The following is a 23,399-nucleotide window of genomic DNA, read 5'->3' as shown; positions in this document are numbered from 1 at the left end:
CTCTGCCCGATCCGACCCTGACGCACTTCCCCAGCGCCAGGTTCGGTCGGGCAGGGACCAGGATTCATCCGCGGGTCACTGCGCCGGCGGTGTGAATGATGTTGCCGACCTCTTTTTGTACCCAGACACACGCGAAGGGGCTCAGCATCGTGGAACCCGCCGAGAACGTATTCGGACACGTCCCGGTGATGGCAGAGCGCATGACAGAGCTCCTGGCCCCCGCGATCACCCGACATGACGAGCACGGCAGTGGTGCGGTGTATGTGGACGGAACGCTCGGCGCCGGTGGCCACACAGAATTGGTGGCCCGGACCTTTCCCGAAGTGTCGATCATCGGGATCGATCGCGACGAGAACGCGCTCGCGCTAGCCCGAGAACGGCTTGCACCTTTCGGCACACGGATCACGTTCGTACACCTGCGATACGACGACATCGTCGAAGCGCTTCGGCTGGCGGGTGTCGCCGCCTATGACGCAGGGCTCTTCGACCTCGGCGTCTCGTCGATGCAACTCGATCAAGCCGACCGTGGATTCGCATACTCAGTCGATGCCCCGCTCGACATGAGGATGAACGCTGACGACCCGCTGACCGCCGCCGACGTGCTCAACACCTACTCGCACGGTGAACTGGCCCGTGTCCTCTCGGAATACGGCGATGAACGGTTCGCAGGGAAGATTGCGTCCGCCGTACTGCGCGAGCGTGAGGTCGAACCGTTCACGACCAGCGCCAGGCTGGTCGAACTGCTGTACCGGTCGATACCGGCCGCGACGCGGCGAACGGGGGGACACCCGGCCAAGCGCACGTTCCAGGCGTTGCGAATCGAGGTCAACGGCGAGCTGACGTCACTGCGTGCGGCGTTGCCCGCCGCGCTCGATTCACTGGCCGTCGGTGGCCGGCTCGCGATCATGTCGTACCAGTCGCTCGAAGACCGAATCGTCAAGCGCGAGTTCACAGCGCGTACGACATCGACCACACCACCGGGCCTGCCTGTCGATTTACCCGGTACCGCACCGGAGTTCACGCTCCTGACCCGTGGCGCCGAACGCGCACCCGAGACAGAAATCGAGCTCAACCCACGATCGGCGTCCGTCCGGGTGCGGGCTGTCGAACGGATCGCCAGGAGGAATCAGTGACCATCACCGACGATCAGGCGAGTACTCGGGAGCGCAGGGCGGCCCCGGCGCGACGACAGGCCGACGGCACCAGGGTGCGCTCTGCGGCGGCCCAGCGCGCTCTCGACAGGCGGCGCAAACGTCTTGGGGCAGAGACGATCTCCGAACGCTCGACACGTGGCACCCGGGTCCGTCCGGTCCCGGTCGAGAAGGACAAGACACATCGGCGCTCCCTCGCCGGTCTCACGTCTGCTCCGTTGCGCGCCGCACGACGGGTACCGTTCGCGGTCGTGGTCGTGGCGATGCTCCTCGCCGGTCTGGCGCTCACCCTGTGGCTTTCGACGAAGTCCGCCCAGGACTCCTATCAACTCGGTGTCGTGCGTGAGCAGAACGAGCAGTTGTCCGATCGTCGAGACGCACTGAAAAAGGCCTACGAATCCGGGGATTCGGCCCCAGAACTCTCCGACAAGGCGGGGGCGCTGGGGATGATCCCGGGAAATGACAAGGCCCGCCTGGTGGTGGGTCCCGATGGGAAATCGTTCGTGGTCGGCGAGATCAAGCCGGCCGACGGACCGAAGGCGCCGTCGATGAATGATGCACCTGCTGCGTCGCCGCGTACTCCGGCAACCCAGGCACGCCCGAGCACCACGCCTACGCCGGGTGGTCAGGGCACACCGATCGGAGCCGGCACCGCGCCGGAGGCCACGACGCCGAACCCCGCGACCCCGGTGCCGTCCGCTCCTGACGGACAGACTCCGGCAAATCCGGCAGCGCCACCGACCTTTTCGAATGTTCTGCCATCAACTGGCGGCGCGCCGGGCTCAAATTCGGGCCAAACACGTTAGCGCACCGGAGAATTGACAACCATGAAGTCCGAATGTGCGAGGAGCGCAGGTAGCCGGTGCGCCGAGCGCAAAGGGTGTGGCCGATGACCCGGCCGACCCGCGGCGAACGACGTACCGTCCGCCGGGCCGCCGGGCGCGAACGGATGGGACCATCGCGCAGGCCTCGAGGCAGGCAGGGAAATGGTGGCGCCTCGGCCCGCCCCACCGAAAATCCAGGTGGTGCACCGCGATCGAATGGTGTTCGCAGCGGCTTTCCGGTGGGCGGTTCGGTGCATGGCCGGGGAGAAGCGGTCAGGGCGGGGCGGCAGTTCCTGGTGCGGCACCGCTTCGCCACGGCACTGATCCTGCTCGTCGTGGCAGTGGTCGCCATCAAGATGGTGATGCTGCAGATCGTGGATGCGCCGGGTCTGTCGGCGGAGGCCGCGAGCCAACGGGCGGTGACCGAGGTCTTACCCGCCAAACGCGGCGCGATCGAAGATCGCAACGGTAAGGCGATCGCGTATACCGACGATGCGCGTGCGCTGACCTTCCAGCCGGTGAAGGTGCGCAAGGAGATCGAGGACGCCCACACAAAGAACTCTGCCCTACCGGACGTGTCCACCAGGATCAGTCAGATCGCGGCGGGGATCAGTGCCGAGCTCGGGGGTGAGTTCGAGGAGTCGTCCCTGCGGGAATTACTGCAGAGCAACGAGACCTTCGTGTATCTGGCTCGTGCCGTCAGTCCCGAGGCCGCGAACAAGATCATCGACGAGTTCCCGGAGGTCGGGTCCGAACGGCAGGACATCCGCCTCTATCCCGGTGGTCCGTTGGCCGCCAACATCGTCGGCGACGTCGACTTCGACGGCAACGGCCTGATCGGACTCGAATCGTCCATGGATTCGGTGCTTTCGGGTACCGATGGCTCGCGGACCTACGATCGCGGTTCGGACGGGGCGGTGATTCCGGGCAGTTCACGGAACCTGCATCCATCGGTCGACGGCGGCACGGTGGAACTCACCATCGATTCCGATGTCCAGTGGTACGTGCAGAACCAGGTGCAGCGTGCCAAGGAATTGTCCAAGGCGGAAAACGCCTCTGCGGTGGTGCTCGACGTGAAAACCGGCGAGGTTCTCGCCATGGCCAACGACGGCACCTTCAACCCCGCCAAACCCCTTGACGAGCAGGGTGATGCGCAACTGGGTGACCTGCCCGTCACGTCGCCGTTCGAGCCGGGCTCGGTGAACAAGATCATCACCGCGGCGGCCGCGATCGAGTACGGGGTCACCACAGCCGATCAGGTTCATCAGGTGCCGGGCAGCATCGACATGTCGGACGTCACGGTGAAAGATGCCTGGGCGCATGGTGTGGAGCCGTACACGACCACCGGCATCTTCGGTAAGTCGTCGAACGTTGGCACCCTGATGCTGGCGGACAAGGTCGGTGAAGACCGGTTCGCCGACATGGTCAAACGATTCGGACTCGGCCAGCGCGCCAACGTCGGACTACCGGCGGAGAGCGCCGGAGTGGTACCGGCCCGAAGTCAGTGGTCCGGCGGTACGTTCGCCAACCTGCCGATCGGGCAGGGCCTGACGATGACGTTGCTGCAGATGACCGCGATGTATCAGGCCATCGCCAACGACGGCGTTCGCATCGAACCGCGAATCATCAAGTCCATCAACGGCGACGGGCAAGAGGGCGAACTCGCACCGCCCGACGGGGTGCGCGTGGTCAGCCCGCAGACCGCCAAGACGGTGCGCGACATGTTCCGCGCGGTGATCCAGAACGACCCGATGGGTGTGCAGATGGGCACGGGGTCGAAGGCCGGGGTACCCGGGTACCAGATCAGCGGCAAGACCGGAACCGCACAGCAGGTCGATCCCGACTGCGGCTGCTACTCGCAATCGGCGTACAACATCACCTTCGCCGGCATCGCGCCCTCCGACAACCCGCGTTACGTCATCGGCATCATGCTCGACAATCCCTCGCGCAGCAGCGATGGCAGCGGTGGACAGAGCGCGGCGCCGCTGTTCCAGACCATCGCGTCGTGGATGCTGCAGCGCGAGCAGGTACCACTGTCGGCCGAGCCCACCCCACCACTGGTGTTGCAGGCGAACTGATCCGTCGGCGGTATGTTGTGGAAATGTCTGCTCCCGATAATTCGGTGCTGCGCCCAGCCGTGGTGACACCGACCGAAGTCGCGGTGCTGTCGGCGGCAAGTGGTGCGCGGATCGATCTGATCGGCGAAGTCACCGAGAAGACCGAGGTCACCGGCGTCAGCTTGCGCGCGCAGCACGTACGTACCGGCGATCTCTTCGCCGCGCTGCCCGGAAGCAAGGTGCACGGTGCTCAGTTCGCCGCCGATGCCCTGGCCGCCGGGGCCACCGCCGTTCTCACCGATCGGGCCGGCCGCGACATCGTGGAGGCGATCGCGGGGCCGATCGACTGCGCCGTCCTTGTGCATCCCCGGCCGCGGCAGGTGCTCGGGGAGCTGAGTTCGCGAATATACGGCCAACCGTCGCGCCGCATGGCGCTGGTCGGCATCACCGGAACCTCGGGTAAGACCACGACCAGCTACCTCACCGAGGCCGCCCTGATGGCGGCCGGTCACTCGGTCGGGCTGATCGGCACGGTCGAGACCCGGATCGCGGGTATCCGTCAGCCGAGCGCACTGACCACACCGGAGGCCCCGGAACTGCAGGGACTCCTCGCTGCGATGCTCGAGCAGGGCGTGGACGCGGTCGTCATGGAGGTCTCGAGCCATGCCCTCGAGCTCGGCCGGGTGGACGGCAGCGTCTTCGGGATCGGGGCATTCACCAATCTCTCTCAGGATCATCTCGACTTCCATCCCACGATGCGTGACTATTTCAACGCGAAATCGTTGCTTTTCCACCCTGATTCGACGGTGCACGCGCTACGCACCGTCATCTGCGTCGACGACGAATGGGGCCGGGAGATGGCCCGTATCGCGGGGGAGAATGCGGTCACCCTCTCGACGGGCGACACCGCGGCACACTGGCACGCCGGCCCATCGGACGTCGCGGTCGACGGGAGTCAGACGGTGACGCTGACCGATCCCGCCGGGGACACGTTCACGATGACCGTCCCCATGCCCGGACGATTCAACGTCGCCAACGCCTTGACCGCCGTCGCGATCGCCTCGGTGGCGGGTGTGGCGACCGCGGTCGCGATCGATTCGATCAGCGAGGTCGCGGTGCCCGGCCGGGTCGAACGGGTGAGCCGAGGGCAGGACTTCCTCGCTGTGGTCGACTACGCGCACAAGCCTGCCGCGCTGGAGGCGGTCATCGAGACGCTACGTGGTCAGACGAGCGGGCGGATCGCGGTCGTGGTGGGAGCCGGTGGCAACCGGGACACGGGTAAGCGGCCACTCATGGGTGAGGCTGCGGCGCGGGGAGCGGAGCTGGTGGTGATCACCGACGACAACCCGCGAACGGAGACGCCTTCCGAGATCCGGGCGCAGGTACTGTCCGGCGCGCACGCTGTGGCTGCCTCGGAGCGGCCCGACGGCGCAGAAGCCGTGCGGGAAATCGGTGACCGTGCCGAGGCCATCCGGAGCGCGGTGGCGTGGGCACAGCCCGGCGACGTGGTCTTGATCGCAGGTAAGGGCCATGAGGCCGGACAGGAGATCCACGGCGTCAAACATCCGTTCGACGACAGGATCGTCCTCGCCGAGGCGATCGAGGAGATTCTGACCGAACGCAGCGTTCCCTCCACGGATGGGCCCGCGCGATCACGGAGGCACGATTGACCCCGCAGACACGATTGACGTTGTCGGACGGACGCACGGCAGGTGATCTGCTGCCCCAGCCGCCCGGGCCCGTGACGGCGCGATCCGTGCGATCGGCGCTGCGTGAGCTCGCCGATGTGGTGCATGCCCAGCCGGAACGGCGCAGCTGGGCCATACTCGGTGAGCTCGACCCACCCGATGACCTCGACGTCCACGATGCGCTGGAGATGACGCGATGGGTGGTCTCACACGACGAACTCGGGCGGCTTGCGGTACGACTCGACATCGCTCAGGTGATCTGTGTCGGGACGTCGCGGGCGATGCACGGTCTCCATCAGGGGGCGGTCATGGAAGGGTCGTGGGGTTCGGAGGCGGTGCTGGTGTCGGGCCCGAAGGAGGCGCTGGACATACTGGACGCGCAACTCGGCCAGGATGACGTGGTGCTGGTCATGGGTGGACGTGAACTGAGACTGGCCGAATCGATCGTGGCCGGCGGGGTATCGAAAGGTGAGGACTTCTAGGTGAGACAGATCCTGATTGCGGGGGTGATCTCGCTGGCTGTCGCGATCCTGCTGACCCCGGTGCTGATCAAGGTCTTTTCACGACAGGGCTTCGGGCAAGAGATCCGGGTCGAAGGCCCCAAGAGTCATCAGACCAAGCGCGGCACCCCCTCGATGGGTGGCGTCGCCATCGTCGCGGCGTTGTGGGCCGGGTACTGGGGCGCGCATCTGGTCGGCCTCGCGACCGACGGAGGCGGCCCGACCGCATCCGGCATCCTGGTGCTCTCGCTGGCCACGACGCTGGCAGTGGTCGGTTTCCTCGACGACTTCATCAAGATCCGCAAGCAGCGCAACCTCGGTCTGAACAAGACCGCGAAGTCGGTGGGCCAGCTGATCGCCGCCCTCCTGTTCGGCGTCCTGGCCCTGCAGTTCCGGAACGACGCCGGGTACACACCGGCGAGCACGAACCTGTCGTACGTACGCGAGATCGACGCCATCACCATGGGCTCGGTCGCGTTCGTCGTGTTCGTCTGGCTGGTGGTCTCGGCCTGGTCCAACGCCGTCAACTTCACCGATGGACTCGACGGCCTCGCCGCCGGATCGATGGCGATGGTGCTGGGCTCCTACGTCCTGATCACGTTCTGGCAGTACCGGAATGCCTGCGTCGGTGGACCGAAGACCGCCGAACCCGGCTGTTACACCGTGCGCGATCCACTCGACCTCGCGCTCATCGCGGTGGCCGGCGGCGGCGCGTGTCTGGGATTCCTCTGGTGGAATGCCGCACCTGCCAAGATATTCATGGGCGACACCGGCTCACTCGCACTCGGCGGCATGCTGGCCGGCCTGTCCATCACGACCAGCACCGAACTGCTGATGGTGGTCGTGGGCGCACTGTTCGTCGCAGAGATCATCTCGGTGGTCATCCAGATCGCGGTGTTCCGGACCACGGGCCGCAGGGTCTTCCGAATGGCGCCGTTCCATCACCACTTCGAACTGTCCGGGTGGGCAGAGACCACGGTGATCATCAGGTTCTGGTTGCTCACGGCCATCGCCTGCGCGCTGGGACTGTCGCTGTTCTACAGCGAATTCCTCACCGCCAGCGGGGGATAGGGATGAGCGTAGCCCCCAGGAACTCCGAACCCGTCTCGGCAACTCCGGAACTGTGGTCGGGTCGGGTCCTGGTCGCCGGGGCCCGGGTTGCCGGTGCATCAGCGGCGCGATTCCTGCTCGACGCCGGCGCCGCGGTGACGGTCTGCGACAACAACACCGAGATCACCGCCCCGCTCGTGGACGCCGGGGCGACCGCGGTCTCGCCGGATGAGCTCCTCGATCGTCCCGACTGGGCCGCCGACTACGACCTGCTGGTCGTCTCGCCGGGCTTCCGGCCGGATGGTCCGCTCCCGACGGGCGCACTCGCGGCCGGACTACCGGTCTGGGGCGAGGTCGAATTGGCCTGGCATATCGACCGATCCGGACTGCTCGGCCCAGCGCGACAGTGGCTGGTGGTCACCGGCACCAACGGCAAGACGACGACGACCGGGATGATCGAGTCGATCGTCACCGCTGCCGGCGTGCCGGTGGCGGCGTGCGGCAACATCGGTCTGCCCGTTCTCGACGTCCTCGTCGCCGAGCCCCGGATCGAGGTGCTTGCGGTCGAACTGTCGTCCTTCCAGCTCTACTGGGCCCCGTCGGTCCGCCCTACCGCGGGCGTCGTCCTCAACATCGCCGAAGACCACCTCGACTGGCATGGATCGATGGCCGCCTACGTCGCGGCGAAATCGATCGCCTTGTCCGGGCCGATCGCCGTGGTCGGACTCGACGACCCGGTGGCAGGAAGACTCGCTGCCGGTACACCGGGCGCGCGCACGATCGGCTTCCGATTGGGGTCCCCACACGACGGGGAACTCGGCATCTCCAACGGCCAACTGGTCGACCACGTCGATTGGGACGGCAGTGGCGATCACTCGGTGGTGCCCCTGATCAGGGTCGAGAAAGTGCGCCCGACGGGCCCCTCGGGCCAGCTCGATGCGCTGGGCGCTGCCGCCTTGTGCCGGGCGATCGGGATCTCACCGCACGCCGTAGAGCGTGGTCTCGAGACCTTCACGGTCGGCGGGCATCGCAGTCAGCCGGTCGCCGTCATCGGCGCGACCACATTCATCGATGACTCCAAGGCCACCAACCCCCATGCAGCCCAGGCGTCGATCCTCGGACATCGCCGGGTGGTCTGGGTCGCCGGGGGACAACTCAAGGGTGCGGCGGTCGACGATCTCGTCGTCGCGGTTCGCGATCGGCTCGCCGGGGTGGTGATCATCGGAGTCGATCGTGATGTCATTGCCGACGCATTGGCACGACACGCCCCTTTGGTCCCAACAGTCACAGTAGTAACAGGGGAAGATGACGGGGTGAAGATAGCTGCCCCCACTGCGATCATGGCCGGCGCGGTGCGGGCCGCCTGGGACCTGTGCGCCGCCGACCCCGATACGCCGGACGCGGTTCTGCTCGCTCCCGCGGCCGCCTCGCTGGACATGTTCGCCGGTTACGGTGCTCGTGGCGACAGCTTCGCCGCCGCGGCCCGGGCGCTCCCGGGCGCTTCGACCGCAGGGGTCTCCTGATGCGGAAGGGTCCGGGCGTCGGTGACCCCGACGAGCTGGATCACATCGAGGCGCCGGACGAGGACACCGAGGCCGCCTCTGAACCGGGCGTCGAGTCAGCTGACGACATCGTCGAGGAGTCCGACGAAGCCGAATCATCCACGCGCCGGACAGCTCCCGCCCGTGACCGTAAGGTCGTCTCACTGGGCGAGGGAATCGGATCGGTCATCTCGGCGGTCGCGGGAGTACTCAGTCGTCCGCTGGCCTCGTTCCATCTCATCGTCACGCTCACCGTGTTGCTCACCACGTTCGGCCTGGTCATGGTGTTGTCGGCGTCGTCGGTGGAGGGTTATTCGAAGACCGGGTCGTCATACGGACTGTTCACCACACAGTTGGTGTTCGCCGCATTGGGGGTGGTGCTGTTCTACTTCGCGGTCAGGATGCCCGTCCGGTTGATGCGCAGACTCGCTGCGCCCGCGATCATCATCACGACGATCATGTTGATCCTGGTGCTGATCCCTGGCATCGGAACCCTCAGCCAAGGCGCGCGCCGCTGGTTTGTCGTGGGTGGTCTCTCGGTCCAGCCGTCGGAGTTGGTCAAGGTCGCGCTCTGCGTCTGGGGTGCGCACCTGCTGGCCTCCCGTCGCCGTGAGAACGCCTCGCTTCGTGAGCTGCTGATTCCCCTCATCCCCGTCACGTTCCTGATCTGTGTGCTGATCGTCCTCGAGCCGAACCTGAGCACCACGGTCACGATCGCGATCATCGTCGGTGCGTTGCTGTGGTTCGCGGGTCTGCCGATGAAGGTCTTCGGATTCTTCGCCGTGTCCGGCGTGCTGTTGGCGGGCGTGCTCGCGATGACCGCCGGTTACCGCAGCGAGCGGGTGCGGAGCTTTTTCGGACACATAGACGATCCCCAGGGCGCCGGATATCAGGCCCGTCAGGCGCGCTACGCGCTCGCGAACGGGGGGCCGTTCGGCGAGGGTCTCGGCCAGAGTCGCGCCAAGTGGAACTACCTGCCCAACGCCCACAACGACTTCATCTTCGCGATCATCGGCGAAGAGCTGGGCCTCATCGGTGGCCTCATCGTGCTGATGCTCTTCGGGTTGCTCGCCTTCGTCGGTCTGCGCATCGCGATGCGGTCGGTCGACCCGTTCCTGCGCCTGCTGACGGCAACGATCACAGTACTGGTGACCGCGCAGGCACTGATCAACATCGGCTATGTGGTCGGCCTGCTGCCCGTGACCGGTATCCAGCTCCCGCTGCTCTCGGCCGGCGGCACCTCGACCTTCACGACGCTGGTGATGTTCGGTCTGCTGGCCAACGCGGCGCGCCACGAACCGGAAGCGGTTGCAGCGCTCGCCTCGGGTGGAGACGGCAGATTCGGCCGCATCCTGAGACTGCCCAACCCCGTTCCGTACTCGCAGACCCGCGCAGAGGCGCTCCGCGATCGGCTCGACCGGCGACGCGGACAGCGTCCTGGCCCCGCTGTGCGGGCTCGCCGCGCAGTGGCCACCGAACCCACCCGTCGCGCCGCGCGCAGTCCACAGCCTGCGAGGAGTCACCCACCCCAGGACCGCGATCAGCGCGGTCGAGTGCGGCCGGTGCGGACTCAGGACTGGGGATATGGCAATACTGCTGGCCCACCCAGGACGAGACAGGGGGCGTTGCGCAACAATGACCCCTATGCCCGAGACCGTCAGCCACGTGAGAACCGACGAGGCCATGATCCCTATGCCCGAGGAGCTTCGCGCGAAGAGCCGCGAGGGAGATATCGCGATTCGGACAGGCGCCGGTGACGGATCTGTCCCGTCCGGCCGGAATCGGAGTTCGAGGATATGAGTGAGCCGACCGCGCCGCTGTCGATCGTGGTGGCCGGTGGGGGTACGGCAGGCCATATCGAGCCCGCGATGGCGGTGGCCGACGCCCTGACGGACATCGACCCGACGATTCGGGTGACAGCTCTGGGCACTGCTCGCGGACTCGAGACCACCCTGGTGCCCGAGCGTGGGTACCGCCTCGAACTGATCCCGCCGGTTCCGTTGCCCCGCAAGCCCAATGCCGATCTGGCAAAGCTGCCGCTGCGACTCCGCACGTCGGTTGCGGCCACCCGGCGGGTGCTCGCCGAGGTCGACGCCGACGTGGTGATCGGATTCGGTGGCTATGTGGCGCTGCCCGCGTATCTGGCCGCCCGTATGCATGTGCGCGCGGGGAACCGGGTGCCGGTGGTGATCCACGAGGCAAACGCCCGTGCGGGGATTGCCAACAAGGTGGGCGCCCGATTGGCCCAGCGGATTCTCGTCGCGGTTCCGGGTTCCGGGCTGGAGTCGGCCGATGTGGTGGGGATCCCGGTTCGCGCCGCGATCTCCGATCTCGATCGAGGCGCTCTGCGAGCGGAGGCCCGGGCGTACTTCGGTCTCGATCCGGATGCGCCCACCGTCCTGGTCTTCGGCGGCTCACAGGGTGCGCGAAGTCTGAACGATGCCGTGCGCGGCGCGGCGCAAGTGTTGGCGGACAACAAGATCGGTGTCCTACACGCATACGGCAAGAAGAACACCATCGAGCCCTTCGACGGGTCGCCGCCCTATGTCGGGGTGCCCTACGTCTCCAGGATGGATCTTGCCTACGCCGCCGCGGATCTTGCGATCTGCCGCGCGGGCGCCATGACGGTGGCCGAGGTGTCGGCCACCGGACTACCCGCGGTCTATGTGCCGTTGCCGCACGGAAACGGCGAGCAGCGACTCAACGCCGCACCACTGGTGGCCGCAGGTGGGGGACTGCTCGTCGACGATGCCGATCTCACGCCAGAGTATGTGGCGCAGACCATTCCGCCGCTGCTGACCGACCCCGCCAAGCTGTCGGCGATGTCGCGCGCGGCGGCCGGTGCCGGTGCCCGCGGTGCGGCCCACGCCGTTGCCGCGGCAGGCATCGAGTTGGCACGCGCGCGTCGCAGCAGGGGGCAGTGATGAACAATGTGACAGCTGAACAGGCCGATCAGTCTCTGCCGCAAGATCTTTCCCGGGTACACATGGTAGGAATCGGTGGCGCCGGGATGTCCGGGCTGGCCAGGATTCTCCTGGCCCGTGGCGGGCAGGTGTCCGGAAGTGACGCCAAGGAATCCCGCGGCGTCATCGATCTGCGGACCAGGGGCGCGAAGATCCACATTGGGCACGACCCGGCGGCACTCGAGTTGCTCGACGGCGGCCCGACCGTGGTGGTGACGACACTGGCGGCGATACCGAAGACGAACCCCGAACTGGTGGCGGCCCGGGAACGCGGTATCCCCGTCCTGCTCCGACCTGCGGTCCTCGCGACGTTGATGGAGGGATACACCAACCTCTTGATCGCGGGTACGCATGGGAAGACGTCGACGACCTCGATGACGGTGGTCGCATTGCAGCACTGCGGCTTCAACCCGTCGTTCGCGGTGGGCGGCGAGCTCAACGAATCCGGTACGAACGCCCATCACGGGTCGGGCGGGGTGTTCGTCGCGGAGGCCGATGAGAGTGACGGTTCGCTGCTGCAGTACTCGCCGACCGTCGCCGTGGTGACCAATGTCGAGTCCGACCATCTTGATTACTTCGGGACAACCGAAGCCTACGTCCAGGTCTTCGACGACTTTGCCGACCGTATCCGGCCGGGCGGCAGCCTGATCGTGTGTCTCGACGACCCGGGCTCGGCCGCGTTGGCGGGCAGGGTGGCGGTCCGACTGGCCGAACGCGGTGTCGCGGTCCTCGGTTACGGCGAAGGCGTGCACAGTGAGCTGGCCGGTGGACTCGAGCCCATCGCACGGTTGCTGAGCTGGCAGAGCAAGGACGGTGGCGGCCTCGCGCGCATCCGGTTCGCCGATCCGGCCGGTGATGGCATCGACTCCACCGAGCACACCATTGCCCTGACGGTGCCGGGAAAGCACATGGCGCTCAACGCTGTTGCGGCGTTGGTGGCAGGGGTCTGCGCCGGCGCGCCCGTAGCCGAGGTCATCGAAGGCCTCGAGGGTTTCGCCGGGGTGCACCGCAGATTTCAGTTGCGTGGCCGGATCGGCAGGATCCGGGTCTACGACGACTACGCCCATCACCCGACAGAGGTGCGAGCGGTGCTGACGGCCGCGCGCGACATGGTCGACGCCGACGGCGGGCGTGTGCTGGCGGTGTTCCAGCCCCACCTCTATTCACGCACCGAGACCTTCGCGACCGAGTTCGCCGCTGCGCTCGACCTCGCAGATCAGGTGATCGTGCTCGATGTCTACGGCGCCAGAGAGCAGCCCATCCCCGGGGTCAGCGGGTTCACCATCGCCGAGAAGGTGACAAAGCCGGTTGCCTACCAGCCGGATGTGTCCGCGCTACCTGATCAGGTGGCGCAGCTCGTCGAACCCGACGACGTCGTGCTGACCATCGGTGCGGGTGACGTGACGATGCAGGCCCCGGAGATCGTCGATGTCCTGCGCGCGGCGTCCCGTGCACCGCGAGGTGACACCGATCCGTCCTCCGGGGGACGCAGATGACGGATCGTCGCCGCCCTCGTGGTGGTGACGACGATCGTCGCGGTGATCGGGCACGGCGCGACCCCGAGCCAGAGGACTTCGAGCGGGCGGACCTCGAGGGCGACGACCTCACGGTGTTGGCGGATCTGACGATCCCCGCCCGGGGTGCCCATCCGTATGTCGAGGGCGCCCCAGCAGACGACGACAGTGACGAAGACGACCGTGAGGCGGACGAGGAGAGCGACGACACGGGGGCGGGGGATCGGACGCGTCGCCGGGGCCGGAGCCGTGCCGGCCGCAGGCCTGCTGTGAGTGGGATGCGATTGCTGGTGACGACGATCGTCGCGATCCTGGTGGTGATCGCCGCGTTCGTCGTCGCGTACTTCACGCCGCTGATGTCGGTGCGGACCATCGACGTCACGGGCAATTCGGTGGTGTCGTCGGAAGAAATCCTTGCTGCGGCAGCCCTTTCCGAAGGGCAGCCCCTTATGCAGGTCGATACCGCCGCCGCTGCTCGGCGGGTGTCGATGATCCCGCGTATCGCCACGGTCCGGGTCAAGCGCGAATACCCCTCGACGATCACGATCTCGGTGGTCGAAAGGGTCGCCGTGGTCTTCACCCAGCGCGACGGTCAGAAGTACCTGATGGACAAGTTGGGATTCGAGTTCGCTCAACAAGATCCGCCGCCCGGGCTCGCCGAACTCCGAACCGCCGATCCCGGATCGGGCGATCCGTCCACCCGGGCCGCATTGACGGTGATGGCTGAGGTGCCTCCTTACGTGCGAGATCAGATCGCCGCCATCGAGGTCGATTCCCCGGTCGATATCGTCTTGCGGCTCAAGGACAAACGCACCGTTGTCTGGGGCGACGATGAACGAAACGCCGAGAAGGCGGAAACCCTGCGGCACGTGCTGACGCAGGAGGGCACGGAGTACAACGTGTCCAGCCCGCAGAATCCGACCTTCAAATAGCGGTTTCGGACGCAATTCGCAGAGTTTGTGGCGACACGCCGTGGCGCTTGCTGGCTCCACCCACCAAAGATGCCTAGCGTTTCCATCAGCACGCGACTACTTGACATAACTCTAAGCCTGTGGTTTAGGTTGAGGGTTTTGTTCTCGGAAGCCGTGCGCAGAGCCACCTGGTTCGGAACTAGACCAAAAGGAAGGCGAGCGCTATGACGCCCCCGCACAACTACCTTGCTGTGATCAAGGTCGTCGGTATTGGCGGCGGCGGAGTCAATGCCGTCAACCGCATGATCGAACAAGGGCTCAAAGGTGTTGAGTTCATTGCCATCAACACCGATGCCCAGGCCCTGCTGATGAGCGATGCCGACGTCAAGCTCGACGTCGGTCGTGACTCCACCCGTGGACTCGGCGCGGGAGCCGACCCCGAGGTCGGTCGCCGCGCCGCCGAAGATGCCAAGGACGAGATCGAGGAGCTCATCAAGGGCGCCGACATGGTCTTCGTCACGGCGGGCGAGGGCGGCGGAACCGGCACCGGCGGCGCCCCTGTGGTCGCGAGCATCGCGCGCAAACTCGGTGCACTGACCGTTGGTGTGGTCACCAGGCCGTTCTCTTTCGAGGGTAAGCGGCGCGGGGGACAGGCCGAGGTCGGGATCACGTCGCTGCGCGAGTCATGCGACACGTTGATCGTGATCCCCAACGACCGTCTCCTGCAGATGGGCGACGCGGCCGTCAGTCTCATGGATGCCTTCCGCAGCGCGGATGAGGTCCTGCTCAACGGTGTCCAGGGCATCACAGACCTGATCACCACGCCCGGACTGATCAACGTCGACTTCGCGGACGTCAAGGGTGTGATGAGCAACGCCGGTAGTGCGCTGATGGGTATCGGCTCGTCGCGCGGCGAGAACCGGGCGACCAAAGCTGCGGAGTCGGCAATCAACTCACCGCTGCTCGAAGCCTCGATGGAGGGTGCCCACGGGGTCCTGATCTCCATCGCCGGTGGCAGCGATCTCGGCCTGTTCGAGATCAACGAGGCCGCCACGCTCGTTCAGGAAGCGGCGCATGTCGACGCCAACATCATCTTCGGAACGGTCATCGACGACAACCTCGGCGACGAGGTGCGGGTGACCGTGATCGCCGCCGGCTTCGACAGTGGTGCCCCGGCCCGCAAGCCGGTGGAGTCCGCTGCCACTGCAGCGGCCCGCACCAGTGCCGCCGCCGGGTCGGGCCGCGTCGCCAACGGCAGCGCGAACGGCAAGAGTGACGCCGATCGCCGCGACCCGCTGTTCGCGCAGGTCCCCGCCGGCGACCCGTTCGCCGACGATCGGGCGCCGCGCACGTCGTCGCGTCCCGCGCACGGGATGGACGAGGCCGATGACGAGGTGGACGTTCCGCCGTTCATGAAACGCTGAGCGATTCAGTGGGGTCCAGCGCCACCGAGGGGTTCCGGGTCAGGCGGGTGGTCACCGCGCGGGCGGGAGGCTTCTCGACCGGAGCGTTCGCATCGTTCAACCTCGGCGACCACGTCGGTGACGACCCGGAGGCGGTGCGCCAGAACCGGGTTCGACTCGCCGAGAAGATCGGCGTCGATCCCGCCCGTATGGTGTGGATGGAACAGATCCACAGTCGCAACGTCACCAGGGTTGACGGCCCGATCTCCGAGCCTGTTCCTGCCACAGACGCCCTGGTGACGACGACCAAGGATCTGGCGCTCGCAGTCCTGAGCGCCGACTGCGTCCCGTTGCTGCTGAGTGACGAGGAGGCGGGCGTGATCGCCGCCGTCCATGCGGGACGTGTCGGAGCCCGTATCGGGATCGTGCCCCGCGTACTCGAGGAGATGGAACGGGCCGGCGCCACGGTGAGCAGGATCGGAGGTTTCCTGGGCCCTGCCGCGAGCGGAGCCCAGTACGAGGTGCCTGCAGACATGCAGGCGGACGTCGAGCGACATCTGCCCGGTAGCGCCACCCGCACTGTCAAAGGCACCCCCGGACTCGACCTCCGTGCGGGGATCAGACGCCAACTCCTGGCCGCGGGCGTATCTGCAGTCGCGCAGGACCCACGGTGCACGATCACCGACGTCGCACTCTTCAGTCACCGACGCGATGCGCCGACCGGGCGTATCGCCTCCGTCATCTGGATGGATACGGGCAGTGCCTGATCCGGGCGGGAGTGATCCCGTCGGTCGCCGCACCGAACTCGCGTCCAGACTCGCCGCCGTACGTGGCCGGGTCGACGCGGCCTGCGCCGATGCGGGGCGCGAGCCGTCCGACGTGCAGCTGCTCCCGGTCACCAAGTTCTTCCCGGCATCGGATGTGGTGGCGCTCGTGGAGTCCGGAGCGTCCGAATTCGGTGAATCGCGGGAACCCGAGGCCGGCCGCAAGGCCGAGGAGGTCCGGGCCACCACCGGTCGCGACGATCTGCGGTTCCACATGATCGGGCAACTGCAGAGAAACAAGGCGAAAACCGTTGCCCGGTGGGCTGATCGCGTGCATTCGGTGGACAGCCTGAAGCTGGCGGACGCTCTCGACCGGGCTGTCGGCGTCGCCCGCGAGGGTGGTGACCGCGAGGGGGCGTTGGAGGTACTGATCCAGATCGGCCTCGACGACGACGAGGCCAAAGGTCGTGGTGGGGTTGTCGAAGAAGAACTACCTGCGTTGGCCGATCACATCGAGCAGACTGCCCACCTGCAACTGTGCGGATTGATGGTCATCACCCCGCTGCACGGATCGGCGGAGGCCTGGATGGCCAGGGCCGCCGGTATCCAACAGCGGTTTGTCGCCGAACATCCCGGTGCCGTCGAGTTGTCGGCGGGGATGTCGGGCGACTTGGAGATCGCTGTCGAGTACGGATCGACATGCGTGCGTGTCGGTACCGCGATCATGGGCGATCGACCAGTAATCTCGCCCTAACGGTTAGTCACATGAGTAACACGAGCACCACGACTAACAGGGATTGTCGAGTACCGGCCGCGGCTGAAAGAGGAAATGCGATGAGCACCATCCACAAGTTCAAGGCGTACTTCGGCATGGTCCCGCCCGGTGACTACGAAGACGACTACCTCGACGACCCCGCCCCCGCCCGGGCGCGTCGTTACGATCGCGACTACCGCGACGAGGCGGACTACCGGGAACCCGAATACCGGGAGTACGCCGACGAGCCCGCCGCCGCGCGGCCCTTCTATCGCGACGAGGTCGAGGATCGGGACTTCCGGGAGGCCGATTTCCGCGAAGGTGAGTACGAACGCGTTCCCGAGTACGCCTACGCAGGCGCTCGTCGGCCCCAGTTCGAGGCCATCGACCGTTACGCGGCAGCACCGGCCCGCGCATCCGGACGCCTCGAGCCGCTGTCATCGGCACGCCCCACCGCAACCCGACCCGGCCCGTCCGTCGGAGCGAGTACCCGCGGTGCCCTCGCGCTCGATTCGCGCGCCGAGATCGACCGGGTCTTCGAGGAAGGCAGCCCGCTGGGCAAGATCACCACCCTGCGGCCCAGCAGCTACGCCGAGGCACGCACGATCGGCGAGCGGTTCCGCGACGGCAGCCCGGTGATCATGGATCTCGTCGAGATGACGAACGCGGACGCCAAGCGGCTCGTCGACTTTGCTGCAGGTCTGGCCTTCGCGCTGCACGGTTCGTTCGACAAGGTCGCCACCAAGGTGTTCCTGCTCGCGCCGTCCGACATCGACGTCTCGCCCGAGGATCGCCGCAAGATCGCCGAAACCGGCTTCTACAACCATCAGTAGCTCGCTCGGGGGTCGGCGCGTCCTGCCGTTTTCCCATTTGCGTCCGATTTCAGGCAGAGTTGTGTCGTGACGATCGCCCGCGAAATCCTGTACTACATCCTCTTCATCTACTGGCTGCTGCTCCTGGGGCGCCTGGTGATCGAGTTGGTCCGCACCTTCGCCAGGGAATGGCGACCCACCGGTGCTTCGGTGGTGGTGATCGAGAGCGTGTTCACGACGACCGATCCGCCCATCAAGGCCCTGCGGAAGATCTTGCCGCCGATCCCACTCGGCCCGGTCCGGCTCGATCTGTCTCTGATGATCACGATGATCGTGGTCTTGATCGCGATGTCCTTGGTCGCACCCTGACGCTCGGTGAGAGGCATCGACCATCTCGCCGCGCCGGCTGACCGGGTGCGACTCGCCGAGACGCCGTCCCAGTCGCCGGCTCCGAGATCGGCACACTAGTATCGAGTGGGTTGATAACAAACGGGTCACAGATGTCCGGCGCGCCGCGGTAAATGGTTCGTTTCGGGGACTGTTTGATTTCGACATAGCAACCACAGGGTGCAACGAACGGTTCTAGTGTGACAGGATGGACGCCAGTTACAGCCTGGATGTTGATCGTGAATAATATGGCTGACCGACCCACACTTCGGGTCGATCGGAACAACGATTCATGGATCGGCGCGCAGCTGAGCCAGCACCTACACAAGTAGAAGACCAATGCTCGACACAAGGTATAAGGGGACCGACCAATGCGGCTGACACCAGCTGATGTGCACAACGTCGCGTTCAGCAAACCGCCGATCGGCAAACGCGGCTACAACGAGGACGAGGTAGACCAGTTCCTCGACTTCGTCGAGGCCGAGCTGGCGCGTTTGATCGAAGAGAACTCCGACCTGAAACAGCGGGTCGAGGAGCTCGAGGGTGAGGTCGATCAGGCCAAGAAGTCACCCGCACCGGCGGCAGAGCCTGCAACGCAGACATTCGCGCAACCCGCAGCACCGGCTCCGGAACCCGTTGCGCAGGCCGCGCCCCAGGGTGAGGACCACAGCATTCGGGCCGCCCGCGTGCTCGGGTTGGCTCAGGAGACCGCCGATCGCCTCACGAACAACGCACGTAGTGAGTCCGAGGCAATGGTCGCCGATGCCCGCGCTCGCGCTGATGCGCTCGTAGGCGATGCTCGCTCCAAGTCCGAGGCAATGCTGAGCGACGCCCGGCAGCGTTCCGAGGCGATCTTGGCCGACTCGCAGACCCGCGCCGAGACGCAGACGCGGCAGGCTCAGGAGAAGGCCGACGCCCTGCAGGCCGATGCCGAGCGTAAGCACACCGAGATCATGGGCACCATCAACCAGCAGCGGTCCGTGCTCGAAGGTCGAATCGAACAGCTCAAGACCTTCGAACGCGAGTACCGGACCCGCCTCAAGACGTACCTGGAGTCGCAGCTCGAAGAGCTGCAGCAACGGGGCAGTGCGGCACCGGTCGACAATGCACGCGGCGGCGACGCCTTCTCGTCCGATCCGGGTAATGGTGGATTCACCAACTCGGGCGGATTCAGCAAGCCTGGCAACTGATCGCCGGCTGATCTTCGCCGACGTTCTCGATTACTAGGACACTGCTGTGCTGGTGCTGGCGCTGGGGGCCACCCTGGTGGGATTCGTCCTGCTGGTGGGGGCCCTCTTCAGCGGTCTGTTGTGGCTTGCGATCGCCTGCATCGTCGTCTGTGTGATCGGCGTGGGTTTCTTGATCGCCGATCTGCTCGGGATCGGCCGCTCTGCCGGTGACCCGGCCGGCGACGGAACCGGTGATGATGATGCTCGTGCTGACGAGGTTCGGGATCGGTCCGCGGAATCGGACCTTGAGGAAGGTCCCGAATCGCGGCAGCCGGAAGGCGACAACGAGGTGACCGGGCGGATGCCGCGGATCTCGCCCGACGGCGACCAGGATCCGCCCACCGAAGAAATACGGTTCGACAGACCGAGTTAGACTTGAAACTGCGTTGATCCGGCCATCTCCGGGGAGCATCTGGAAGAACCGGGCTGTGAGGCCCTCAGTAGAACCAGGCGGGTGAGGCCCGTGAACGCCTCGGACGATCGCCGGCCAGCCGGTTGATCGAGTGAGTGGCGTCTTTTCAGACGCAAGCGGGGTGGTACCGCGGCCGATGGAGAAGTCGGTTCGTCCCCGTGCCCAGGCAGCAACGCCAGCGCACGAGGAGACGGCAGTGAACCCACAGAACCCGACGGTCAGCCCTGACAACGGCCCCGAGTCGGACACCGCATCGCAGACCGGCCGGGTCTACCCGATCGTCGATCTGACCGACGGATCGAAGTCGAGTGCCCCATCGTTCCCTGAAGTGGAGCAACGGGTCCTGGCTTACTGGCAGTCCGACGACACGTTCCGCGCATCGATCGAGAACCGTAGTGATGCCCCGGAGTTCGTGTTCTACGACGGCCCTCCCTTTGCGAATGGTCTGCCGCACTACGGGCATCTGCTGACCGGGTATGTCAAAGACCTGGTACCTCGTTTCCAGACCATGCGCGGCAAGAAGGTGGACCGGCGTTTCGGGTGGGACACGCACGGTCTGCCCGCCGAACTCGAGGCCGAACGGCAGCTGGGTATCACCGACAAGTCGCAGATCGAGACCATGGGTGTGGCCAAGTTCAACGACTACTGCCGCGCCTCGGTGATGCGGTACGCCGATGAATGGCGCGAGTACGTCACCCGTCAGGCGCGCTGGGTGGACTTCGACAACGACTACAAGACCCTCGACATCGACTTCATGGAGTCGGTGATGTGGGCGTTCAAGGCCCTCCACGACAAGGGACTGGTCTATCAGGGTTACCGCGTCCTGCCGTACTCTTGGTACGAGCAGACGCCCCTGTCGAACCAGGAGAGCAAGCTCGACGACGCCTACAAGATGCGGCAGGACCCGGCCGTCACCGTGCGGATGACGTTGGACACGAGCGACTCCGGTCCTGCGGAGCTGAACGGAGTCGACGCACTGATCTGGACGACGACGCCGTGGACGCTTCCGTCGAACCTGGCGATCGCCGTCAATCCCGTCACCGAGTACAGCCATGTCCGCGCCGAAGACGGCAAGCAGTATCTGCTCGCGGCCGCACTGGTCGGCGCTTACGCGCGCGAATTGGGTGAGGACCCCGAGGTTCTCGGGACCTACACCGGTGAGCAGCTCGAGAATCTGCACTACCGGCCACCGTTCGACTTCTTCCTCGGTCACGAGGGTGCGCATCGGGTGTTGCTCGGCGACTATGTGACCACCGAGAGTGGCACGGGAATCGTGCACCTGGCGCCGGCCTTCGGTGAAGAAGACATGGAGCTCGCGACGGCCTACGGCATCGAGGTGGTCCAACCACTCGATGCCGGCGGCAAGTTCACCGCGCTCGTGCCGCCATACGAGGGGCTGATGGTCTTCGACGCCAACCCGGTGATCATCAAAGACCTCAAGGCGGCGGCGAAGATCCTGCGCCACGAGACGATCGAGCACTCCTATCCGCACTCGTGGCGATCCGGGAAGCCCTTGATCTACATGGCTGTTCCGTCATGGTTCGTCGCCGTCACGACGTTCCGTGATCGGATGGTGGAGCTGAACAAGCAGATCGAATGGTCGCCCGAACACATCCGCGACGGCCAATTCGGCAAATGGCTCGAAGGTGCTCGCGACTGGAACATCAGCCGCAACCGCTATTGGGGTGCACCCATCCCGGTGTGGGTCTCCGACGATCCCGAGTACCCCCGCGTGGACGTGTACGGCAGCCTCGATGAACTCGAGCGCGACTTCGGGGTGCGTCCGGACAATCTGCACCGGCCGTACATCGACGAGCTCACGCGCGTCAATCCCGATGACCCCAGCGGCAAGTCGACCATGCGCCGGGTACCCGAGGTCCTCGACTGCTGGTTCGAATCGGGATCGATGCCCTTCGCCCAGGTGCACTATCCCTTCGAGAACACGGATTGGTTCGAGGGCACCGATACCGAACCCGGGCACAGTCCCGGCGATTTCATCGTCGAGTACAACGGGCAGACCCGCGGGTGGTTCTACAACCTGCACGTGCTGTCCACGGCGTTGTTCGACAGGCCTGCATTCCGAACGGTCGCCGCTCACGGCATCGTCCTGGGTGACGACGGTCAGAAGATGTCGAAGTCGAAGCGGAACTACCCTGACGTGAACGAGGTGTTCGACCGCCACGGCAGCGACGCCATGCGGTGGTTCTTGATGGCGTCGCCGATCCTGCGGGGCGGCAATCTCGTTGTCACAGAGCGCGGTATCCGTGAAGGTGTCCGGCAGGCCCTGCTGCCACTGTGGAACGCCTACAGCTTCTTGCAGTTGTATGCCGAGCGGCCCGCGCACTGGAGCACCGCGTCGACGAACGTCCTGGACCGGTACATCCTCGCCAAGGCCGCTGCGACCCGCGACGCCATGACCGGACAGCTGGAGACCTACGACGTCGCCGGTGCATGCGATGAGTTCCGGCATTTCTGTGACGCGCTCACCAATTGGTATGTGCGACGCTCACGTTCACGGTTCTGGGCGGGCCAGGACGAAGCCCCGGAAGCATTCGACACGCTGTACACGGTGCTGGAGGTGGCCTGCCGGCTCGCGGCTCCGCTACTGCCGTTGGCCACCGAGGCGATCTGGCGTGGGCTGACGGGGGAGCGCTCGGTGCATTTGACCGACTGGCCGACCGACGAGGAACTCCCGGCGGATCCGGAGTTGGTCGCCGCGATGGATGACGTACAGGCCGTGTGCTCGGTCGCGTCCAGCCTGCGTAAAGCGAACAAGCTCCGTGTGCGACTTCCGTTGCCATCGTTGACCATCGCGTCGGCGGACGCCGCGCGGCTGGCGCCGTACACCGACCTCATCGCCGACGAGATGAATGTGAAGTCGGTGCAGCTGACCGAGGACGCCGATCAGTACGGGCGGGTGGAGCTCGCGGTGAACGCGAGAGTCGCCGGGCCACGGTTGGGCAAGGACGTGCAGCGAGTCATCAAGGCGGTCAAGTCGGGCAACGTCAGCATCACCGAGCGCGATGGCGTCGAGGTGGTCAGTGCCGACGGAATCGAACTGCTCGACGGTGAGTTCACCCGCAAACTCGTTGCGGTGAAGCCGGAATCGACGGCCGAGCTCCCGGCCGCCGCGGGACTGGTCGTGCTCGACACCGCGGTCACCGAGGAACTCGAAGCCGAGGGCTGGGCAAAGGACAGGATCCGCGAACTGCAGGAGGCACGCCGATCGGCCGGTCTCGACGTGTCCGACCGCATCAGGGTGGTCCTGGCCGTCCCGGCCGATCACCAGGAATGGGCGCAGCGCCATCGCGACCTGATCGCCGGGGAGATCCTCGCGGTCGGTCTGGAGCTGGTCGACGGCCGTTCCGAGGATCCCACGGGTCCCTGGATCGCCCTCGGCGACGGAGTCCAGGCCACGATCGCCAAGGCCTGACCCCGA

The 23,399-nt window shown here is 66.0% G+C and carries 19 protein-coding genes; all 19 read left to right on the top strand.

Features of this window, described 5'->3' with window-relative positions:
* Positions 1 to 149 precede the first annotated feature (149 nt).
* The 19 genes from rsmH to ileS all read left to right on the top strand — a co-directional run bounded on the left by rsmH (position 150) and on the right by ileS (position 23,393).
* A complete protein-coding gene (gene rsmH / locus BH683_RS15075; protein ID WP_281492318.1) occupies positions 150 to 1,133 on the top strand; it encodes a 16S rRNA (cytosine(1402)-N(4))-methyltransferase RsmH in 984 nt (327 codons plus the stop codon).
* Entirely contained in the window at positions 1,130 to 1,957 is an 828-nt protein-coding gene (locus BH683_RS15070) for a hypothetical protein (protein ID WP_084837071.1), read from the top strand. The genes rsmH and BH683_RS15070 overlap by 4 nt, the downstream gene beginning before the upstream one ends.
* Positions 1,958 to 2,040: 83 nt before the next feature.
* On the top strand, positions 2,041 to 4,053 hold the full coding sequence (locus BH683_RS15065) for a penicillin-binding protein 2 (protein ID WP_246833388.1): 2,013 nt from the start codon (positions 2,041 to 2,043) through the stop codon (positions 4,051 to 4,053).
* Positions 4,054 to 4,076: 23 nt separating this feature from the next.
* Positions 4,077 to 5,702: a UDP-N-acetylmuramoyl-L-alanyl-D-glutamate--2,6-diaminopimelate ligase gene (locus tag BH683_RS15060; RefSeq protein WP_084837070.1), complete on the top strand. Its 1,626-nt coding sequence runs from the start codon at positions 4,077 to 4,079 to the stop codon at positions 5,700 to 5,702.
* The gene (locus BH683_RS15055) at positions 5,699 to 6,202 is read left to right on the top strand and encodes a UDP-N-acetylmuramoyl-tripeptide--D-alanyl-D-alanine ligase (protein WP_143696062.1); all 504 of its coding nucleotides are present in this window, start codon (positions 5,699 to 5,701) and stop codon (positions 6,200 to 6,202) included. Before BH683_RS15060 ends, BH683_RS15055 begins: the two co-directional genes overlap by 4 nt.
* The gene (gene mraY, locus BH683_RS15050; RefSeq protein WP_084837069.1) at positions 6,203 to 7,291 is read left to right on the top strand and encodes a phospho-N-acetylmuramoyl-pentapeptide-transferase; all 1,089 of its coding nucleotides are present in this window, start codon (positions 6,203 to 6,205) and stop codon (positions 7,289 to 7,291) included. It abuts the gene before it with no gap.
* A 2-nt stretch (positions 7,292 to 7,293) separates the two neighbouring features.
* Positions 7,294 to 8,793, top strand: a complete 1,500-nt coding sequence (gene murD, locus BH683_RS15045; protein ID WP_084837068.1) for a UDP-N-acetylmuramoyl-L-alanine--D-glutamate ligase — start codon at positions 7,294 to 7,296, stop codon at positions 8,791 to 8,793.
* On the top strand, positions 8,793 to 10,568 hold the full coding sequence (gene ftsW, locus BH683_RS15040) for a putative lipid II flippase FtsW (RefSeq protein WP_084837067.1): 1,776 nt from the start codon (positions 8,793 to 8,795) through the stop codon (positions 10,566 to 10,568). The genes murD and ftsW overlap by 1 nt, the downstream gene beginning before the upstream one ends.
* A 39-nt stretch (positions 10,569 to 10,607) precedes the next feature.
* Entirely contained in the window at positions 10,608 to 11,735 is a 1,128-nt protein-coding gene (gene murG, locus BH683_RS15035) for an undecaprenyldiphospho-muramoylpentapeptide beta-N-acetylglucosaminyltransferase (RefSeq protein WP_084837066.1), read from the top strand.
* The gene (gene murC / locus BH683_RS15030; protein WP_084837065.1) at positions 11,735 to 13,270 is read left to right on the top strand and encodes a UDP-N-acetylmuramate--L-alanine ligase; all 1,536 of its coding nucleotides are present in this window, start codon (positions 11,735 to 11,737) and stop codon (positions 13,268 to 13,270) included. Before murG ends, murC begins: the two co-directional genes overlap by 1 nt.
* Positions 13,267 to 14,220 carry an FtsQ-type POTRA domain-containing protein gene (locus tag BH683_RS15025; protein ID WP_084837064.1) on the top strand — a complete coding sequence of 318 codons (954 nt, stop codon included), beginning with the start codon at positions 13,267 to 13,269 and terminating at the stop codon, positions 14,218 to 14,220. The genes murC and BH683_RS15025 overlap by 4 nt, the downstream gene beginning before the upstream one ends.
* Before the next feature lie 203 nt (positions 14,221 to 14,423).
* Positions 14,424 to 15,623 carry a cell division protein FtsZ gene (gene ftsZ / locus BH683_RS15020; protein ID WP_084837063.1) on the top strand — a complete coding sequence of 400 codons (1,200 nt, stop codon included), beginning with the start codon at positions 14,424 to 14,426 and terminating at the stop codon, positions 15,621 to 15,623.
* An 8-nt stretch (positions 15,624 to 15,631) separates the two neighbouring features.
* A complete protein-coding gene (pgeF, locus tag BH683_RS15015; RefSeq protein WP_084837062.1) occupies positions 15,632 to 16,369 on the top strand; it encodes a peptidoglycan editing factor PgeF in 738 nt (245 codons plus the stop codon).
* Positions 16,362 to 17,120, top strand: a complete 759-nt coding sequence (locus BH683_RS15010; RefSeq protein WP_246833387.1) for a YggS family pyridoxal phosphate-dependent enzyme — start codon at positions 16,362 to 16,364, stop codon at positions 17,118 to 17,120. The genes pgeF and BH683_RS15010 overlap by 8 nt, the downstream gene beginning before the upstream one ends.
* A gap of 80 nt (positions 17,121 to 17,200) precedes the next feature.
* Positions 17,201 to 17,953: a cell division protein SepF gene (gene sepF, locus BH683_RS15005; protein ID WP_084837060.1), complete on the top strand. Its 753-nt coding sequence runs from the start codon at positions 17,201 to 17,203 to the stop codon at positions 17,951 to 17,953.
* A 66-nt stretch (positions 17,954 to 18,019) separates the two neighbouring features.
* On the top strand, positions 18,020 to 18,301 hold the full coding sequence (locus tag BH683_RS15000; protein WP_084837059.1) for a YggT family protein: 282 nt from the start codon (positions 18,020 to 18,022) through the stop codon (positions 18,299 to 18,301).
* Between the two features lie 389 nt (positions 18,302 to 18,690).
* Complete coding sequence (locus BH683_RS14995) at positions 18,691 to 19,509, top strand: DivIVA domain-containing protein (protein ID WP_084837058.1); 819 nt, start codon at positions 18,691 to 18,693, stop codon at positions 19,507 to 19,509.
* 46 nt (positions 19,510 to 19,555) lie between these two features.
* Positions 19,556 to 19,921: a hypothetical protein gene (locus tag BH683_RS14990; RefSeq protein WP_084837057.1), complete on the top strand. Its 366-nt coding sequence runs from the start codon at positions 19,556 to 19,558 to the stop codon at positions 19,919 to 19,921.
* Positions 19,922 to 20,156: 235 nt separating this feature from the next.
* A complete protein-coding gene (ileS, locus tag BH683_RS14985) occupies positions 20,157 to 23,393 on the top strand; it encodes an isoleucine--tRNA ligase (RefSeq protein WP_281492316.1) in 3,237 nt (1,078 codons plus the stop codon).
* The last annotated feature ends 6 nt before the right edge of the window (positions 23,394 to 23,399 follow it).

It is taken from the genome of Williamsia sp. 1138 (assembly GCF_002095435.2).
GTDB lineage: Bacteria > Actinomycetota > Actinomycetes > Mycobacteriales > Mycobacteriaceae > Williamsia.
Note: the sequence above shows the minus strand (reverse complement) of the source record. Positions and strands in the feature narration are given on the sequence as shown.

What these genes read in the sequence shown, in the direction of transcription:
- BH683_RS15065 (WP_246833388.1), top strand. Translation starts at nt 2,041, where the DNA reads ATGACCCGGCCGACCCGCGGCGAACGACGTACCGTCCGCCGGGCCGCC.
- BH683_RS15060 (WP_084837070.1), top strand. Translation starts at nt 4,077, where the DNA reads ATGTCTGCTCCCGATAATTCGGTGCTGCGCCCAGCCGTGGTGACACCG.
- murD (WP_084837068.1), top strand. Translation starts at nt 7,294, where the DNA reads ATGAGCGTAGCCCCCAGGAACTCCGAACCCGTCTCGGCAACTCCGGAA.
- ftsW (WP_084837067.1), top strand. Translation starts at nt 8,793, where the DNA reads ATGCGGAAGGGTCCGGGCGTCGGTGACCCCGACGAGCTGGATCACATC.
- murG (WP_084837066.1), top strand. Translation starts at nt 10,608, where the DNA reads ATGAGTGAGCCGACCGCGCCGCTGTCGATCGTGGTGGCCGGTGGGGGT.
- murC (WP_084837065.1), top strand. Translation starts at nt 11,735, where the DNA reads ATGAACAATGTGACAGCTGAACAGGCCGATCAGTCTCTGCCGCAAGAT.
- BH683_RS15025 (WP_084837064.1), top strand. Translation starts at nt 13,267, where the DNA reads ATGACGGATCGTCGCCGCCCTCGTGGTGGTGACGACGATCGTCGCGGT.
- ftsZ (WP_084837063.1), top strand. Translation starts at nt 14,424, where the DNA reads ATGACGCCCCCGCACAACTACCTTGCTGTGATCAAGGTCGTCGGTATT.
- sepF (WP_084837060.1), top strand. Translation starts at nt 17,201, where the DNA reads ATGAGCACCATCCACAAGTTCAAGGCGTACTTCGGCATGGTCCCGCCC.
- BH683_RS14995 (WP_084837058.1), top strand. Translation starts at nt 18,691, where the DNA reads ATGCGGCTGACACCAGCTGATGTGCACAACGTCGCGTTCAGCAAACCG.